The sequence below is a fragment of the Chryseobacterium sp. DZ-32 genome (genome assembly GCF_059587025.1).
The window spans coordinates 50,125-67,704 of record NZ_JCAIOM010000012.1 but is presented as its reverse complement, the minus strand read 5'-3'; the positions used below and the strand labels follow the sequence as shown (position 1 = coordinate 67,704).

At 37.5% G+C, this 17,580-nt stretch carries 16 protein-coding genes; 9 read left to right on the top strand and 7 right to left on the bottom strand.

Annotated elements, in window-relative coordinates; translation table 11 throughout:
- On the top strand, positions 1-2,262 hold the full coding sequence (locus tag AC59HC_RS14635) for a PAS domain-containing hybrid sensor histidine kinase/response regulator (RefSeq protein ID WP_202842551.1): 2,262 nt from the start codon (positions 1-3) through the stop codon (positions 2,260-2,262).
- A gap of 576 nt (positions 2,263-2,838) precedes the next feature.
- On the opposite strand, the gene AC59HC_RS14630 is transcribed toward AC59HC_RS14635, so the two are convergent.
- The gene (locus AC59HC_RS14630; protein WP_202842553.1) at positions 2,839-3,225 is read right to left on the bottom strand and encodes a Rid family hydrolase; all 387 of its coding nucleotides are present in this window, start codon (positions 3,223-3,225) and stop codon (positions 2,839-2,841) included.
- 298 nt (positions 3,226-3,523) lie between these two features.
- Between AC59HC_RS14630 and AC59HC_RS14625 the strand changes: the two genes are divergently transcribed.
- From AC59HC_RS14625 to AC59HC_RS14605, 5 genes are all read left to right on the top strand, one after another.
- A complete protein-coding gene (locus tag AC59HC_RS14625; RefSeq protein ID WP_411413269.1) occupies positions 3,524-3,877 on the top strand; it encodes a hypothetical protein in 354 nt (117 codons plus the stop codon).
- A gap of 130 nt (positions 3,878-4,007) precedes the next feature.
- Positions 4,008-6,317, top strand: coding sequence for a TonB-dependent siderophore receptor (locus tag AC59HC_RS14620; RefSeq protein ID WP_496558887.1), 2,310 nt, complete (start codon positions 4,008-4,010; stop codon positions 6,315-6,317).
- A gap of 3 nt (positions 6,318-6,320) precedes the next feature.
- Entirely contained in the window at positions 6,321-7,766 is a 1,446-nt protein-coding gene (locus AC59HC_RS14615) for an ABC transporter permease (RefSeq protein WP_496558886.1), read from the top strand.
- Positions 7,767-9,113, top strand: a complete 1,347-nt coding sequence (locus tag AC59HC_RS14610; protein WP_496558885.1) for a DUF3526 domain-containing protein — start codon at positions 7,767-7,769, stop codon at positions 9,111-9,113.
- The gene (locus AC59HC_RS14605) at positions 9,107-9,802 is read left to right on the top strand and encodes an ABC transporter ATP-binding protein (RefSeq protein WP_496558884.1); all 696 of its coding nucleotides are present in this window, start codon (positions 9,107-9,109) and stop codon (positions 9,800-9,802) included. The genes AC59HC_RS14610 and AC59HC_RS14605 overlap by 7 nt, the downstream gene beginning before the upstream one ends.
- Positions 9,803-9,899: 97 nt before the next feature.
- On the opposite strand, the gene AC59HC_RS14600 is transcribed toward AC59HC_RS14605, so the two are convergent.
- Complete coding sequence (locus AC59HC_RS14600) at positions 9,900-11,195, bottom strand: cryptochrome/photolyase family protein (RefSeq protein WP_496558883.1); 1,296 nt, start codon at positions 11,193-11,195, stop codon at positions 9,900-9,902.
- Between the two features lie 187 nt (positions 11,196-11,382).
- Here AC59HC_RS14600 and AC59HC_RS14595 point away from each other — a divergent pair, with 187 nt between their 5' ends.
- Positions 11,383-11,625, top strand: coding sequence for a hypothetical protein (locus AC59HC_RS14595; RefSeq protein WP_047431165.1), 243 nt, complete (start codon positions 11,383-11,385; stop codon positions 11,623-11,625).
- Positions 11,626-11,774: 149 nt separating this feature from the next.
- Here the strand turns inward: AC59HC_RS14595 and AC59HC_RS14590 are convergent, their stop codons facing one another.
- The 3 genes from AC59HC_RS14590 to AC59HC_RS14580 all read right to left on the bottom strand — a co-directional run bounded on the left by AC59HC_RS14590 (position 11,775) and on the right by AC59HC_RS14580 (position 13,991).
- Positions 11,775-12,539, bottom strand: a complete 765-nt coding sequence (locus AC59HC_RS14590; RefSeq protein WP_496558882.1) for a hypothetical protein — start codon at positions 12,537-12,539, stop codon at positions 11,775-11,777.
- Positions 12,536-13,030: a MarR family winged helix-turn-helix transcriptional regulator gene (locus tag AC59HC_RS14585; RefSeq protein ID WP_496558881.1), complete on the bottom strand. Its 495-nt coding sequence runs from the start codon at positions 13,028-13,030 to the stop codon at positions 12,536-12,538. The genes AC59HC_RS14590 and AC59HC_RS14585 overlap by 4 nt, the downstream gene beginning before the upstream one ends.
- Before the next feature lie 115 nt (positions 13,031-13,145).
- Entirely contained in the window at positions 13,146-13,991 is an 846-nt protein-coding gene (locus AC59HC_RS14580) for an AraC family transcriptional regulator (protein ID WP_496558880.1), read from the bottom strand.
- Between the two features lie 71 nt (positions 13,992-14,062).
- On the opposite strand from AC59HC_RS14580, the gene AC59HC_RS14575 reads away from it, so the two are divergent.
- The gene (locus AC59HC_RS14575; protein ID WP_496558879.1) at positions 14,063-15,439 is read left to right on the top strand and encodes an MFS transporter; all 1,377 of its coding nucleotides are present in this window, start codon (positions 14,063-14,065) and stop codon (positions 15,437-15,439) included.
- 38 nt (positions 15,440-15,477) lie between these two features.
- Positions 15,478-15,867 (top strand): hypothetical protein, encoded by a 390-nt coding sequence (locus AC59HC_RS14570; RefSeq protein WP_496558878.1) that lies wholly within the window; start codon positions 15,478-15,480, stop codon positions 15,865-15,867.
- Positions 15,868-15,932: 65 nt separating this feature from the next.
- Here AC59HC_RS14570 and AC59HC_RS14565 read toward each other — a convergent pair whose 3' ends face one another.
- Together AC59HC_RS14565 and AC59HC_RS14560 are read right to left on the bottom strand one after the other, a co-directional pair.
- Positions 15,933-16,583: an HD domain-containing protein gene (locus tag AC59HC_RS14565; protein ID WP_496558877.1), complete on the bottom strand. Its 651-nt coding sequence runs from the start codon at positions 16,581-16,583 to the stop codon at positions 15,933-15,935.
- A gap of 91 nt (positions 16,584-16,674) precedes the next feature.
- A complete protein-coding gene (locus AC59HC_RS14560) occupies positions 16,675-17,532 on the bottom strand; it encodes an AraC family transcriptional regulator (protein ID WP_496558876.1) in 858 nt (285 codons plus the stop codon).
- Between the last annotated feature and the right edge of the window lie 48 nt (positions 17,533-17,580).

Below are 17,580 nucleotides of genomic sequence, written 5' to 3'. Positions count from 1 at the left end.
ATGGAAATCAAATTACACAATTTGCTTGAAAGGCAGATTAATAAATACCTTACGGACGACTGTAAAAATCATTCGCAGTTTACTAATTTCATCAATGCAGTTAATGAATCCTACAAATCATTTGACAGGGATAAGGAACTCATGGACTACGCTTTCAAACAAAGTGAAGAAGAATATCAGGAGCTTTATCAAAATCTTAAAGATGAAAATACCCTTAAACAGGAATCTATCAGCAATTTATACGAGTCATTAAAGATTATTGACTCCGATATTGAAATAAAAAAATCAGAAGACCTTAAAGAATTATCCCTGTATCTTTCTGAACAGCTGAGAAAAAGAAAAAGGGCCGAAGATTACATAAAGCAACAGGAAGAAAAATACCGTAATATTATTGCTAATATGAATTTAGGGCTCATTGAAGTAGATAATCATGAAATTATCCGCTACGCTAATCAGAGTTTTTGTGATGTTTCAGGGTTTTCACTGGATGAAGTCATTGGCAAAAATCCCAGTGAACTTTTCCTGTATGGAGAAAATAATATCCGTTTCATACAAGATCAGATAGAATTAAGAAAAAAAGGAGTTTCTAGTGTGTATCAGCTTCCTGTCAGGAATAAGAAGGGGGAAACAAGATGGTGGGCCATAAGTGGAGCTCCCAGTTATGATGATCAGGGAAATTTATTAGGGTCCATAGGAATTCATCTTGACATAACCGACCAAAAAAAACTGGAAGACGAATTAAAACTTGAAAAAGCAAAAGCCCTGGAGGCCTCAAAAGCAAAAGAGGTTTTTCTGGCCAATATGAGCCACGAAATCCGAACTCCTCTTAATGGCATCATTGGTTTTTTGCGTGAACTTAAAAGAAGCCACCTGTCTTCAGATCAGCAAGAATTTGTAGAAAACAGCTATAATGCTTCACAACATTTATTATCAATTATCAATAACATACTGGATATCTCTAAAATTGAATCGGGAGAAATGTCTCTGGAAAACAAAAGTTTTTCTTTAAAAGACAGCATTCAAAAGGTGATTTCTGTTCTTAAACCAAAAGCGGATGAGAAAAAACTCAAACTGATTACCTATTTTTCACCTGATATTTTTTCTGTTTTAAAAGGTGATTCGTTAAGGCTTGAACAGGTTCTGTATAATATTATTGGGAATTCCCTAAAATTCACCAATGAGGGCCAGATCAGAGTTGAATCCAAGGTCCTGAAAAGTTTCCCCGACCAACAGACCATTTCAATCAGCATTACGGACACAGGAATTGGAATGAGCGAAGAATATGTACGTGATATATTCAAAAAATTCAATCAGGAAGACAGTTCAATTTCGAGAAAATATGGAGGTACTGGTCTTGGAATGTCTATTACACGGGAACTTATTTACCTTATGAAGGGTGAAATTAATGTAGAAAGTGAAAAAAATACGGGTACATCTATTACAATAACTTTACTTCTGGACAGAGGCAGTGAAGAGGATCTGAAAAAAAATGACTGGAAAAATCAACATATTTCCATCGCCGGCACAAGAGTTCTTTTGGTGGAAGATAATGCCCTTAATCAGCTGGTTGCCGAAAAATCACTACATCATTTTAAATGCAGCGTCGCCAAAGCCGAAAATGGTAAAATAGCCATAGAAATTTTAAAAAGAGAAGAATTTGACATTATTTTGATGGACCTGCAAATGCCGGAAATGGATGGTATCGAAGCAACTAAAATAGTAAGAAAGGAACTTGGAATTAAGACTCCCGTAATAGCACTTACGGCCAATGCTTTTAAAACAGAAATAGATCATTGCATTAACGCGGGAATGAATGATTATATCACTAAGCCTTTTAATGAAGAAAATTTACTGAATATCATTTATAAGTATGTCAAAATTCATGAAAAAACTGCAGAGACAGTATCTGATACAGATGAAAAAAGCCTCTACAACCTGAAAAAGATACAAGCACTCAGCAGGGGTGATAAAGAATTTATACAGAAAATGATCTCATTATTTATTGTGCAGACCGAGACAATAATTCCATTGGTGGAAAAAGCGTTTGAAGAGAAAAACTACACCGAAATTGCAACACTGATGGATAAAATCAGACCGGGCATACAGTCTATTGGAATAGTTTCTATTGAGGATGTTGTAAAACAGCTTGAATTACTTGCAAAGGAACAAAATAAGGAATTTCCTGAACTGTATTCCTTATTTGAAAAAATAAAAAAGACCCTTGAAATAGTTGTGATTCAATTGAAAGATGAGATTAAATAGCCTCATCTGTCTGAGCCGGAAGTATGATTGATCTTATTTTCAGATTGCAATCTTCCTGTCAATCCATAATATCATAAAACAGTCTTCCAAAGCCTGCTTCCCTGGTTGAATCTGATATACCAAATTATACAATGAAAAATCCCCGGATCTCTCCGGGGATAAAACTTATAAAAAAAATTTGATTAACATTTCAAAATTAATAAATCTCCATAAATTGAGTTATGATTATGGTCATAAAAAAACCTCCCTGAGGAGGCTAAAAAAACTTTCTGTACTTATTGTTATTTAAAACTTTGTAAATATACGGATAAGCTGTAATCATTCTCTACGGGAAACCGTAATGTTAGCGTTTAATTATTTGTATTTTAGGAAAATAAATAATAATCATGAAACAAATTGTACATTGTTATACTTAAATTTTTTCAACAAAAAACCTCCCGAATCACTGAGAGGTTATACTGTAATTTGTCAGAAATATGAAATTTTCAATGGCCAAATATAATAAAGTGCCAATACCGTCGAATATGATCTCAATCATATACCGGATAAAACAGTACAAAGAATTCTGATAATCCTTTAAACTTTAGCTGTAACTTTAATTTCCACTTTCTGTCCGGGAAGTGCCAGCTCAGTCACTCCGACAATGGTACTGGCAACCATACAGAACTCACCATAAAATTCTTTTCCTAAAACCTTTCTGCTTTCAAAGCCTTCCTGCATATCGGTAACATAGATGACTTCTTCTGTAATATGGCCGGCATTTAATCCAAATTCACTCAGCAACTTGCCTATATTCTGATAGGTCTGTCTGAACTGGTTCTCCATTCCTTCTGCAAGATTTCCCTGCATATCGTGGCCCAATTGTCCGGAAATCCACACTGTGTCACCGCTTTTTACAGATTGCACATAGCCATATGCCTTTTCCCAGGGCATATCAAAAGTTCTGAATTCTTTAGTATTCATAATGTATTTATTTTTACAATAATCTATAATCAATAAACAGGCACAAAATCATAATACATTGATTATAAACTTATTTAAATGGAGTCACCAAAAAATACTATACGAAATACCGTAGTTTTATAAGTGCTTTATTTCATATCAGTGCTTATCAATATTGCTGCAAACCCAAATAGACAATCATTTCGATCCGGTAAATGATAGTTGGAACTGAATTATTTTAATTTTTAAAGAAAACATCACCTACTTTTTCTTCATCATTCAATTTTTATCAAATTAAATTGTACATTTGTTTTCTATTATGCAAAAATTTCTCAGGGTCTTTTTTGTTTTTTCTTTACTTCTGATATTTGTTTCAAATGTCAGCGGGGTAACCACGTGTCTTGATCATGCCAGACACGCCAAAAGTAAAGTGATCTATAAAAAAGGGTCAAAAGAAGAGAAAATTCTTTCCATTTCTCAGGACGACGAATGTCAGTGTGCCCTTCATATGCATATGACACAAATTCTTCTTCCTGACTCTTTGAACATGGATTTTGCCATTGACACAACCAGTGATAATGAAATGCCGCAGCCAAAAGCCATTTCATATCGTTGTCTTCTTGACTTTTTCAGCTCCAGAGCTCCCCCAGCCTTATTTTCCGCGGTAGCTTAATCGATGCTGCCTTAATATTTCGTTTACAGATTTTTTGGTCTGTACTGTAATTCCGTGGATACCTGTGTCTTTACACAATTAAGGATATCCTTTTATTAATGGGCCATTCACTGCCCGTACATGCTTATTCATGACTACCAGTAATTTTAATTATTCGGGAATAATTTATTGTATTTCCCCAAATCCGGTGAAGCTTTTCAGTACAGGTTTCATCACTGTCTCATCACTTCTTTGTGCTCAATCCCGTCCGGAAGATTCGTTATCTACGGTGGTACAAACTGTTGAAGTTATCGGAAGAAAGTCTAAAGATTATACTTCCGAATATTCTTTTGCCGCCACCAAGATTGCGATGAAAAACAAAGATCTGCCTTTAACACTCAATACCGTTACCAAAGAACTGATCACCGACCGCCAGGCTTTTCAGCTTGGAGATGTCATGAAAAATGTGAACGGTGTTTCTCCTTCAAGCTATTATAATCAATACAACATCCGCGGGATCAGCCAGAATGAAGAAGGCCAGATCATCAATGGAATGCGGACAAGGCAATATTATTTTTTGCAGCCCATGACTTCCAATATAGAGCGTGTGGAGGTCTTCAAAGGTCCGGCAAGTATTACGATGTCCAGTGTAGATCCCGGAGGAACCATCAATATGGTTACTAAAAAACCATTATCCAATCCTCGTCATGAAATCAGTTTATCCGGTGGAAGCTTTGAAACTTATCGTGTCACTACAGATCTTACAGGTCCTTTAAATAAGAGCAAAACTTTATTATACCGTTTTAACGGAGCGTATCAGAATGCCCGTTCATTCAGGGATCATATTAAAAACAGCGGTATCCTGATCTCCCCTTCTATCACTTTTGTTCCGAATGAAAAAACATCCGTGAATGTAGAAATGATTTTCAATGATCTCTATGGAAATCTGGATCGTGGACAGCCTATTTTCGGGGCAGTGGCTGGAAAAACAGATTTATACAGCACTCCACGATCTTTGAATCTTGGAGCTCCTGATGACTTTTTTAAAACAAGAGAGCTGATCCTGATGGGAACCGTTGCCCATCATTTTAACCAATATATCAGCTTTAATGCATCTTATATGAAGCAATACTGGAGAGAAAATCTTCAGGAGCACAGAACTACCAATTCATTTGTTCCTGATATGAACAATATCCCGGTTTCCAGCCTTGCCATGATGCAGTTTGTTCAAAGAAAACAAAACTGGGCAACAGATAACATCAATGCCTATTTCAATTTTAAATTTAAAACAGGTTCTGTTCAGCATCAGGCACTGATAGGTTACGACAGCCAGATATGGGAAAAACGCAAAGGCGGACAGCAGAATGCAGCAAGAGGTTTTCTTTTAAAGAATGGCTCTGTAGTTTCCGCTTACAACCCTGCAAAAGCGTCAGATTATCAGACCATCAATTATAATGGAACAATCATTCCCAGACCTAATGTAACACCATTTGACCTGAATCCGGGAGCAGCCAATTATCAGGGTACTGATTTTAATACGCTTAATGTGATCACACCCCTGCCTTCTGCTCTTACCACAACGCATGCGGCTTATATTCAGCATCTTCTTACATGGAAAAAGTTGACAATACTATCGGGAATACGTCAGGAATGGTTTCAGGATATCACCAATTTCAAAGAAGCCAATGAGTCATCGTTCAAAAATAATAAACTTCTGTACAGATTCGGGATTACCTACAGTGTAACGGATCATATCAATGTATATGGAACTTATTTAACCGGCTATCAACCCCAGTCCAATACCGTAACGCTGATGCCCAATACCTCAGCCCTCACCGGATCTGCAGCCCGATTTAAGCCTTTAACTTCTGATCTTAAAGAACTGGGAATCAAAGCGCAGCTTTTTGGCAGGATTTCACTGAATCTTGCAGTGTATGAAATCAAACAAAGAAATATAATCATCAATGCCAATAATCCTTCAGAACCTGATGAACTTGTACAGCGTGGTGCTGACCGAAGCCGTGGATTTGAAGCTGAATTTTCCGGACATATCCTTCCTCAATGGCATATTTACGGAGGCTACAGCTATATTGATGCTACAATACTGGATGATACCAACCGTGATCTTGTGGGAAAAAGAAAGGAAAACACTTCTAAAAATTCGGTGAATATCTGGACACGCTACAACTTTTCAAACATTGAATTTCTGAAAGACTTCGGAATCGGTGCCGGAATGCTTTATCAGAGTTCTAAAATCCCCTGGTTTACAAGAAGCTTTGAACTTCCCGCCTATACGACATTGGATGCAGCATTGTATTACACTCCGGCAAAAACTGTCCAGCTCTCTTTCAATCTGAATAATATAACCAACAAAGTCTATTGGATCGGGGCTCAAAACTACTTAAGACTGTTTCCGGGAACTCCGAGAAATTATCTGCTAACTGCTACTTATAAATTTTAAACTATGGCTATTTCTAATTTACAACTGATGGTGAGAAAAACCTGGCAGGATTTGTTTAAAGGAAAACAAAATCTGTTCACCACGATTGCCGTACTCCTGTTCTGTATGCTGAGTATTGGCATAGGATATACAAAATACACCGATTCTTTTTCGAAAATAAAAGAATACCGGAAGGAAGTCCGGGAAAACTGGGAACACAGGCCTGATAAGCATCCGCACCGTATGGCTCACTATGGCTATCTGGTTTTCAGAATCGGACATCCGCTGAATATTTTTGACAACGGACTGGATGACTTTCTGGGAAATGTCATATTTCTGGAGGCTCATAAACAGAATACCGCCAATCTGTCGGAAGCGGGGAGCTCGGGTACTTTGGTAAGATTCGGAGCGTTCAGCAGTGCATTTATTCTGCAGAGCATTGTCCCGTTGATTATTCTCTTTTCAGGATTTGGGCTAATTGTACAGGAGCGTGAGAATGCCACTTTAAAAATCATCAGTGTTCAGGGAACTTCCGGAAGAGCGATTATCTGGGGCAAAATTCTGGGACTCTGGCTGTTTTCTCTCTGTTTTCTTATTCCTGTAATTCCTGTTGTTTTCGTCGCTGCACTGATGTCCGATACAACAGATTCTGCGGATATTCTATTACGTTTGTCATTACTGCTGCCTGCTTACATGATTTACTATTTTTTTATCTGTACATTAACCGTTGTCGTGTCGGCAAACAGTAAACGTACCTCATCAGCATTGATCAGCCTTATCGGGTTCTGGCTTCTTTTTATTATCGTTCTTCCTAAAGGAATTCAGTTTGCAGCACAGAATTTATATCCTGCCCCTTCCCGGATTGCTTTTGAAACGAGCCTGGAAAAGGATATTTTAAAGTCAGGAGACAGCCATAATCCTGATGATCCACATTTCAAAAAAATCAAGGATTCTTTACTGGCAAAATATCAGGTAAAAACAACCAATGAACTTCCTTTCAACTATGGCGGATTCGTTATGAAGGAAGGGGAAAAAATAAGTTCACATATCTATATCAGACATCAGAAAGAACTGCAGAACATTTACAGTAAACAGCAAAATCTGACTGATATTTCAGGATTCATTAATCCCGCCATTGCCATTAAAAACTTTTCCATGATTGCCGCAGGAACAGATTTCTTCTCTTATAATCAGTTTCAAAAACAGGCAGAAGAATATCGCTATAAAATGGCTCAGCACTTAAATGATTTGCAAATTGAGAAGATCAGTAATATCAAACCGGAAAACGGCGGGCCGCCTGCTGTCATCGACAAACACAACTGGGAAAAGTTTCCGGATTTTCAGTATCAGTATACTTCTGTTCTGAAAAGTTTAAAGCAACAGCCAATACCTGCTGCTGCACTAGTTCTGTGCATGGTTATCTGCATCATTGCTATCGAAATAAGTGGAAGAAAATTAAAACTCATCTAAATGAACCGTTATTTATATATCCAATTTTACCGTAATAAATCGTACATCATTGCACTTCTGTTCCTTTTGATGGCAGGGCTTATGGCTATCTATACAGGGAAAAAATTCCTGGACAGGAACGAAGACATCATCTCCCGAAGCGGAGCATTTCAGAAAGAAAGTATTGAAAGAAATACAAAATTTCATAAGGATGATCTGGGACTGGTTCTTTATTATATTAAATTCAATCTGGTGAATGAAACACCCAAATTGGCGGCTTTAAATATCGGAATGCGTGATTTAAACCCTTCTATTCAGGGAGTAACCATCCGGAATCTGGAAGAACAGCGCTATAATGCAGATTTTTATAATCCCGCCAATGCAGCTGTTGGAAATTTTGACCTTAGTTTCGTTGTTGTTTTCCTGTTTCCACTGGTGATTGTCGCATTCTGCTATAATCTGATTTCTGAAGAAGAAGAAAAAGGAACCTGGAAGCTGCTGTCGGTTCAGAGCGGTAATTTACAAAAACTTCTGGATCACAAGATGTTCGTTCGTCTTTTGGCTGTTACAGCTGTTTATTTTGCATTAATTATCATCGCTTCAGTCTGGATAAAAATACCTTTAGATTCTTATTATATTGCTTTTATCATCAGTGGCTGGCTGTATATTATTCTTTGGTTTGCCTTGTGCAGATGGATGGTATCGTTCCGTAAAACATCGGCCCAGAATGCATTAATTCTGCTGATTGTTTGGGTGGGCATCAATTTTATTATCCCGATGAGCAGTAATATTCTGATACAGAAGCTTTATCCGGTTCATGAGTCCCTTAAAGCTGTGATGGAACAGAGAGAAGGCTATCATAACAAATGGGATGAAGCTAAGCAGCCTACGATGGAAAAATTCTACAAAGCATATCCTCAATACAGAAATTTTACCGTGGAAGAGAATGATGCATTCACCTGGACCTGGTATTATGCCATGCAGCATATGGGAGACCTGGAATCTGCAAAATCATCCGAACTGTATACGGAAAAAATGCAGAAACGAAATCAGGCAGCAGACTATTTAGGCTATTTCCTTCCGAATCTTCATACTCAGCTGGCACAAAGCCATTTAGCAAAATCTGATATGAATAATCATTTACAGTATGCTTCATCGCTCAAAAAATTCCATGAGAAAAAAAGGCTGTTTTTCTACCCTCTGATTTTCTCAGGTAAGAGTGCGGAATCTGTCAACTGGGCACAACAAACGATAGAGGTTTTCAAATTCTCTTCCTCTATCAAATGGATACAGATACTTCTTCCCTACCTCATCTTCATTGCTTTATTCATCATTCTTTCACAATACAAATACAGAAAACTATGTTAAAAACAGTCAACCTGCATAAAAAATACAACGATTTCACAGCACTTCATTCTCTTAATCTGGAAGTAAAAAAAGGAGAAATCTTTGCGCTGCTCGGACAAAACGGAGCGGGTAAAAGCACAACAATTAATATTCTTCTTGGACTCATTAAAGCAACATCCGGAGATGCTTTCATTAATAAGATTTCGGTAAAGGAGGAACCTCAGAAAATTAAAAGACATCTTGCGTATATTCCTGAAACGGTTCTTTTATATCCTCATCTTACAGGAATAGAAAACCTTGATTTCTTCTCCAAAATCGCAGGTTTTGATTACCAGAAAGATGAACTGTCTGCGCTCCTTAAACGTACCGGTTTGCAGGAAACCGCCCATCATAAAGCATTGGGCGGTTATTCCAAGGGGATGCGCCAGAAAGTTGGAATTGCCATTGCCCTGGCCAAAGATGCCAAAGTGCTTCTTCTGGATGAGCCTACCAGCGGCTTGGATCCGATTGCTACTGCAGAATTTACAGAAATTGTAAGGCAGCTGGGTAAAGAAGGCAGAACGGTTTTAATGGCAACTCATGATATTTTCAATGCGGTAAGTGTTGCTACCAATATCGGTATTATGAAACAGGGAGAACTTGTCCAGAATTTACCTTCCAAAGCATTTACAGCGCAGGAATTACAGGAGCTGTATCTGAAAACAATCTGATGATCCTGTTACTTTAGTAAGTAACTTTTCATATTAAATATCAATTGGTTGATGCCCGGTGACGTTTTGTTACCGGGCATTTTTCATATCACATTATTTATGTTAATGCTTTCTTATATTCTGACAAAGCTCTTTCGCGGGCAAAGGTGTGTTCTACAATGGGTGATGGATATGCTGGTGTATTCCATTCAGGGAGCCACTTTTTGATGTACAGTAAATCTTTATCAAATTTTTCTGTCTGAGCCGTTGGATTAAAAACCCTGAAATAAGGTGCTGCATCACATCCCGAGCCTGCAGCCCACTGCCAGTTTCCATTGTTGGCAGACAGATCATAATCATTCAGTTTTAATGCAAAATACGCTTCCCCCCAACGCCAGTCGATCAACAGATGTTTGCATAAAAAGCTCGCGACAATCATTCTTACCCGGTTATGCATATAGCCTGTCTCATTCAGCTCCCTCATTCCGGCATCTACAATCGGATACCCTGTGGTTCCTTCACACCAGTGCTTAAACTCTTTTTCATTATTCCGCCAGTGGATATTATCATACTGCTTTTTGAAAGACTGATGAACTACCTGTGGGAAATGATATAAAATCTGCATAAAAAATTCACGCCAGATCAGCTCGGACAGCCATACCGTATTATGTTTTAATGCAAAACCCACACACTTTCTGATGCTGATGGTTCCAAAGCGTAAAGCAATTCCGAGCTGTGTGGTATGCTGTAATGCGGGAAAATCACGGTACTTATCGTAATCATCAATAATAGACGCATCCAGAACCGGTTTTTTAAAATCAAAATCTGTTTTTTTGAAACCTATTTCCTTTAATGCCATAATCTCAGAATATTCCTGTGGAAAGAGGTTCTTACAATCCAATTCAACAGATTGATAATGTTCAGGAGTTAAAGTTTCCCGCCACTTTTTGGCAAAAGGAGTGTAAACCGTGTAAGGCAAACCGTCTTTTTTAACAATCTGATCCTTATCAAAAATCACCTGATCTTTACAGGCTTTAAAAGGAATATTCTTTTCTTTGAAAAAATAATAGATTTCCTTATCTCTTTCAATCGCCTGAGGTTCATAATCTCTGTTGCAGAAAACACTTTTGATAGTGTATTCTCCAAACAACTTTCTGAATATCTCTATAGGTTTACCATGATAGGTATTGATTTTTGAATGATACTTTTTCAATGAAACATTGATATCTGTCAAAGCCTGATGGATATAATCAACCCTGCGGTCTTCTTTATCTTCCAGCTTCCCGAGAATATCAGTATCAAATATAAAAATGGGTAGTACCGGTGCATCAGACTGCAGAGCGTGGTGAAGTCCGATATTGTCTTCCAATCTCAGGTCACGCCTGAACCAGAAAATGGTGATTGTATCTTTCATAATTGCTTAATTCAAATTCATTGATCATTCCTGCTTGGGAATGACTCCATAACTAAGGATAAATATACAGATTTACTCCATTAATATTTTTAATAATTTGCATGATCTGGCTTTATCATTACAGTTTATATGATAATATGAATTAAAATTTCCCGACATTTGCTCCAATTATAATAGAAGCTTACGCATGGAAGAATTTGAAGTACCGGTAACTTATAAGGGCAAAGAACTGCTTTTCAATGGAAAGCTGGCTACATTCTCTTACGGATATAAACTGTATGTAGACGTAGATGGAACTGAAGTCGTTATCGAGCGTGATGATCACGGTGACTTAAGAGCTCTTCTCCCCGATGCTGCTTCCGAAAAAAATATAGATAAAGGACTTATTGAAGCCATTATAGAAGTATTTAAAGAGCTTCAGGTTTTATAATTTGTTCTGCATAAAAAAAGAGGCTGTCTCAAAAGTACCCCCTCTCTCGGACTCCTGTCTGACAACTTTTGTCATTTAGGAAATTCTCAGAGCGTTAATTTACCTTTTGAGACAGCCTCTTTTCATTCCCATCATATATTGAGTTTCATTTATTCGAAAACTACATAATTGACCTTATCCACGCCTGTATTTCCTGTTTTTTCATGATAGGCATACAGAACAAGCTCATAGTTTCCCGGCGAACTGATGATATGATCTCCTTCAAACAGATTGGTTGAAACTAAAGACATCTCTACATTTTTCACAAATTTTCCGTCTTTCTTCAGGATTCCTTTCACTTCTATTTCATCAGAATTCCATACGCCTCCTTTATCAATAACACATCCGCACATCATCACAATATTGGCCTGAAACAGGAAAGGTTTATCTTTAATACTTTTCAGTGCAATATACTGATGGGTTCTGGGTTTCAGAATATCAATAATATACCCCGGAATCTCAAGGATAATTCCCTCTCCCAGAATATGTTTCCCGGGAATCAGCCATAGCTCTGTACTTACTACCGCCTGAGCCTGCTTGCTGTTCAAAGGAGAAATTACTTCTATATTCACAAATGTTGGTTCCTCAATATCTATGGCAGCCATAAAACCTCCTGTCTGTTCATCTGCAATGGAGTTTCCTCTTACTTTGGGCGTTTTCATAATCAGATCTGTGTTTCCCGTGCTTCCGGTAGTGTTTCCTTCTGCCAGAATCCTTTGATTAAGCTTGTTTCTGATGATAATATGAGCTCCACCCAATGAAGTTCCGATAAACTTTGCATCTTTTGCTTTGGCTCTGATCATGACTTTCGTTTCTGTTGCCGAAATCAAATTCGTGGAAAAAAGAAATGCTGTAATGAGAAGTAATGCTTTCATGATTGAATTGATTTTAAATATTCCTGTTTAAATCTGTGATGAAAAGATTCATTTTTTAATTTCTGATCAATATGATCCAGATACGTAAAAATCGACAGATCTTCTGATAATACCTTCAGAATTGCTTTTTCACAACTGTCCCAGATCTGCTTCAGCTGAGGAAGCATATCAATGGCTTTGGGAGATAATGAGATGATCTGCTTTCGCTTATCTGCACTATCTTTTTTGATGATGAGATAACCGCTTTCGCTCATTTTTTTGACGATAGCCACAACGGATGGATGCGAATAGCCCAAAGGCTCAGCGATATCGGTAATAGAAATTTCGCCTTTTTTTTGCAGCAACATAAAAACCAGATACCAGTTGGGTTCCACATCAATTCCGAATTCTTTATAAAACTTCCGCACATCATGAGACATGCGGTCACTGATTCTCTTCAGTCTGCTATCCAACGCTTTATACCCTAATTCTTTAATAAAGTCAAAATCCATCTGAAATATATTTGCTGTAAATATATAAAAATATAAAGTCAACTATATAGTTGACTTTATATTTTTTAAAATCAAATCTTAACCTAATAAAAAAAGCCTTCTTATAAAAAGATATTTACTTGAAACTTTTCCTGTATTCTCCGGGAGTTACTCCTCTGTATTTCTTGAACAGTTTGGAAAGATGGCTTTCATCACTGAACTGGAGCTCGTAGGCAATCTCACTGAGTCTGACACTGCTGTATTTTAAATAGGTTTCAACCAGTTTTAATCTATAGTCCAGCAGATAATCCTGATAAGAAATTCCTGTCTGCTGTTTAAAATATTCTCCGAAATAATTCCTGGAAATCCCAAAATGACCGGCAATAGTCTGAATTCCGGTTTTCTCACGGTCTTTTATATGTTGCTGAATATATGCAATGATTTTCATGATGGAGAAAGCTTTCCGGTTTTCCTGCAGATCTGAAGTTTCACTCTGAATGATATTTCGGGCAATCAGATTCAGAAGGATCGACATGCAGTTGCGGATAATTAAATAATCCTCAGCTTTATTTTTGAATTCATTTGCAATTTGCAGAATAAGGGTTTCTGCAAAGCGCTCATCATTTTTATCTCTGAAGACACAGCCTGCTCTTGCATGATAATTATGGCTGATGTATTGTAGTTTATGTAAATTCTCACAGCTTTCAATACGGTCCGCTTCCAAACGGATTTTATCAATAAACTCCACCGGGCATTGAATTGTAATAAGCTGGGCAGACTCACTTTCAAAACGATAGACCTCCTTCTGTGGAATAATAAAGAGCTTGCCCTGCGAAAAATTAATGTTTCGCCCATCATAAGTAAGCGATCCTTTTCCCTTCACAATATAAACGAATGAGAGAAAAGTGTTTGTTTTAAGTACAATCTCTTCTTTCAGTTCTAATTTTCTCACATCAATCTCTTCAAGAGGCAATCCTTTCATGACACACTGTATTTTCCTCCAAAAGTACAATTTTAACAGAACACAAAGGAGGTAATTTTGCTTAAAAAAATATGAACGTACATCCGAAACGGTGGCAGGCACTCAACTTTCTGATTGCAGGTGCTTTTCTATCACCACTGGATTATTTTATTGTTAATATGGCTCTGCCTTCCATCAAAAAATCACTGAACGCCAGTGATCATCAGCTTCAGATGGTTATCGCCATTTATGGACTCACCTATGCCGCACTTGTCGTGTGTGGCGGACGCCTGGGTGATATTTACGGACGTAAAAAGATATTTATAGCAGGATTGTATACTTTTCTGTTTTCCTCTCTTGCCTGCGCTTTTTCTCCGGATGTTACATGGTTAATTATTTTCAGATTGTTTCAGGGTGTTGGTGCATCATTGCTTGCTCCACAGGTACTGGCTTCTATAAAAGACCTTTTCAACAGTCAGGAACAGCCTAAGGCCGTAAGTATTTTCAGCTCGGTATTTGGTCTTGCTTCGGTGATCGGACAGTTATTTGGCGGAATTCTTTTAAGCATGCATTGGGGAAATTTTTCCTGGGAAATGGTGTTTCTTGTCAATGTGCCAATTACCATTATCTGTATTCTGGGCATTCATTTTACTATGGGCAACAGTAACCAGAAAGAACAAACAGGTATTGATTTTGTGGGAGCTTTATTATTAGTTATTGCCTTACTTTTTCTCATCTGCCCTCTTATTTTCGGCCAGAAATTCGAATGGGCATGGTGGATTTTCGGAATATTTGTCACCGGAATCATATTAATAATTTTATTTTTAAAACACGAGAAGAAACAGCTCAAAGATAATCGCCCCATACTTATAGAGCCGGCTTTATTGCAGCAGAAACCTTTCGCATTAAGTCTTCTGATTATTTTCTTTTATAATTTCACAGCTGGTTTATTTATTTGCTATCCTTATTATCTTCAGCAGTTTCTTCATGAAAATTCAATGCAGACAGGATTTGCCATCATTCCTTATGGGCTTGCTTTTTTTCTGGCACCTTTGGTTACTTCCAGAGTACAATTAAACGTATCCAAAATGATCTATATAGGATTAGGATTGTTAATGACAGGATTTCTGATAAGTGCAGCTGTTTTTTATTTTCAGCACAAACCCTCATTTGTGACTCATCTGACATTGTTTATTGCCGGATTTGGACATGGTACGATTATGCCGGTCATGATGCGAACGGCCATTTCCCTGGTTTCAAAAGATAAAGCCGGGCAGGCTTCAGGCTTGGTAAGTATTGGTATTCAGATTGGGAGCGTCACCGGAGGAGCTGTTATTGGTACGCTGTTCTTTAATCTGATCCCAATTCTGGGGTTTAAAGAAGCCTTTGCAGCCACTGTAGGAATGATAGGTATTTTTCAGCTGGCTGGGCTCTGGGCACGAAACAGATTAAGCAAAATTATTAATTAAAAGATAAGTTTAAATCAAAAGATATAATACATTTAATTATGAATCATACAGAAAAGATCATTCGCAAAATCGAAGAATTCCACGGGAATATCGAAAAATGGTTTCAGGGGAAAGCCGAAAATCAGGAAAGTCTTTATCAAGAATTATTAGCCGGATTTTCACAAGATTTTAAAATGATTAATGGAAACGGAGATACTGTTACCCTATCTATGCTTGAAGAATGGCTTCCGACTGTATTTGGAAAATTTCCTGAGCGAAGTCTTCAGGTTGAAAATATTGAAGTGAATCATTCTGCACATCACGGACTTGCTGCATATATTGAAACACAGGTCACTGGAGAAGTCCTGACTAAGAGAAAATCATCTGCGGTATTTCTGCTTGATAAAGAAAAAGCACTCTGGCTTCATCTTATAGAAAACTGGATATAAACCATAACAGCCCTGATCATCTAAGAATGTCCGGGGCTGTTTTATTTTTTGAAAGAGCTATTTTCCTATTCAGACCATGGAGAATGTAAAATACAGTCGCAGAAGTTTTTCCTTTCAAAATTTGGGATCATGAAGGCACATACATCTGCTTTTATATTTCCGAAAGTAGTTTCGGTTTTATATTCAAAACCACCGAAAAATGTAGGAATAATCTTCTTTTTGAAATCATTTCTCGGAAAAGCTCTGATAATCTCTTCCCGATGTTCCGCACTCAGGTTTTCATAGCCTTCGCCCATCACATCCAATCCCACTCCCGAATACATTAAAGCAACCTCATTTTCTTTATGTTCAGCAATTCCAATGGTAGTGTGAAGGGCAATGGTGTCCCAAACGAGCTGAAGTTTATCCTGAGCAATACCATGACCCTTCAAAAAGTCTCTGGCTGCATTGGCTCCGTCTACTTCAAATCTCAGTTCCGGGCTGCTGTAATGAGAAACAAGCCCCAGATCGTGAAATACGGATGCTACATACAATAGTTCCGAGTCATGCGCTTTGTTTTCACGTTTTGCATTTAAGGAAGAAAATAGAAAAACACGCATAGAGTGATTGTAGATAAATTCTGTTCCGTGTTCTAATAGAAGTTCTGTGGCTTCTGTTGCAATTTTACTGTCCGGGATGATGATTCCCGCAACTTCTTTCATACGATGTACTGACATATCTTTATATAATTTTATCCAAAGATATCCTGATTAGAAATGCTTCGGAATATCAATAAATGCCGATAAGATGTCAAAATTTCCGTCGAAATTATATTCCGATATGAATGAACTTACTGCGATAGTTTGCCGGAGATATTTCCGTATTTTTTTTAAAGAAGTGGCTGAACTGTTCCGATGTACCGAAATGAAGCTGATAAGCAATCTCTTTTACAGAATGGGAACTGAACTGAAGAAGTCTTTTTGCCTCTGCTATAATCTGTCCGTTGATGATTTCTTTAGCACTTTTATCAGAACACCGTTTACACAATTCACTTAACCTTCTTGGCGTAATATTCAATCTTTCCGAATAATCATTCACGGCGTGAAGGCTATGATACTGACTGCTCAGCAATTCCATAAACTTGCGGTAAATGATATAATCCTGGCTGTCAAAAGTATCCTCTTTTACCATTTTTACATTCGCCAGCTTGATCATCATGATTTTTAAATAGGCCGCCAGTACATCCATTTGATTGGTATAAGATGTTGCTTTGTATTCCGTCAATAAGTTTTTACATAAGTTTAAAAATTCATCTGTTTCAACTTGGTCCGGTATCAGTTTTTGATTCGCAGCAGCATTATTAAACAGAACAGCCTTGCAATTGCTGGCACTGGAAGGAACTCTTTCCCAGAAACAATCGCCAAAGGAAATATGATAGCCACAGACTTCAGCATCATTTTCAAATCTGCAGATCTGGCCTTTTGAGAGTAAAAAAATTTCCTGATCTGTGATATCAAAAGAGCGCTCATCTATCACCAGTACTCCTTTACCTTTTTCAATCATTACAATGTGATGATAATTAAGCCTCACAAAATCCACGAAATACAGGAGATCATCTTCCAATCGTTTTACGGAAAAAGAATGGTCAATAACAGATTCTGATACAATTCCTGAGACCGGCTTCATAAAAGGAAATTTTTAATAAAGATAAAAAGTATTTTACAATGCAAGATT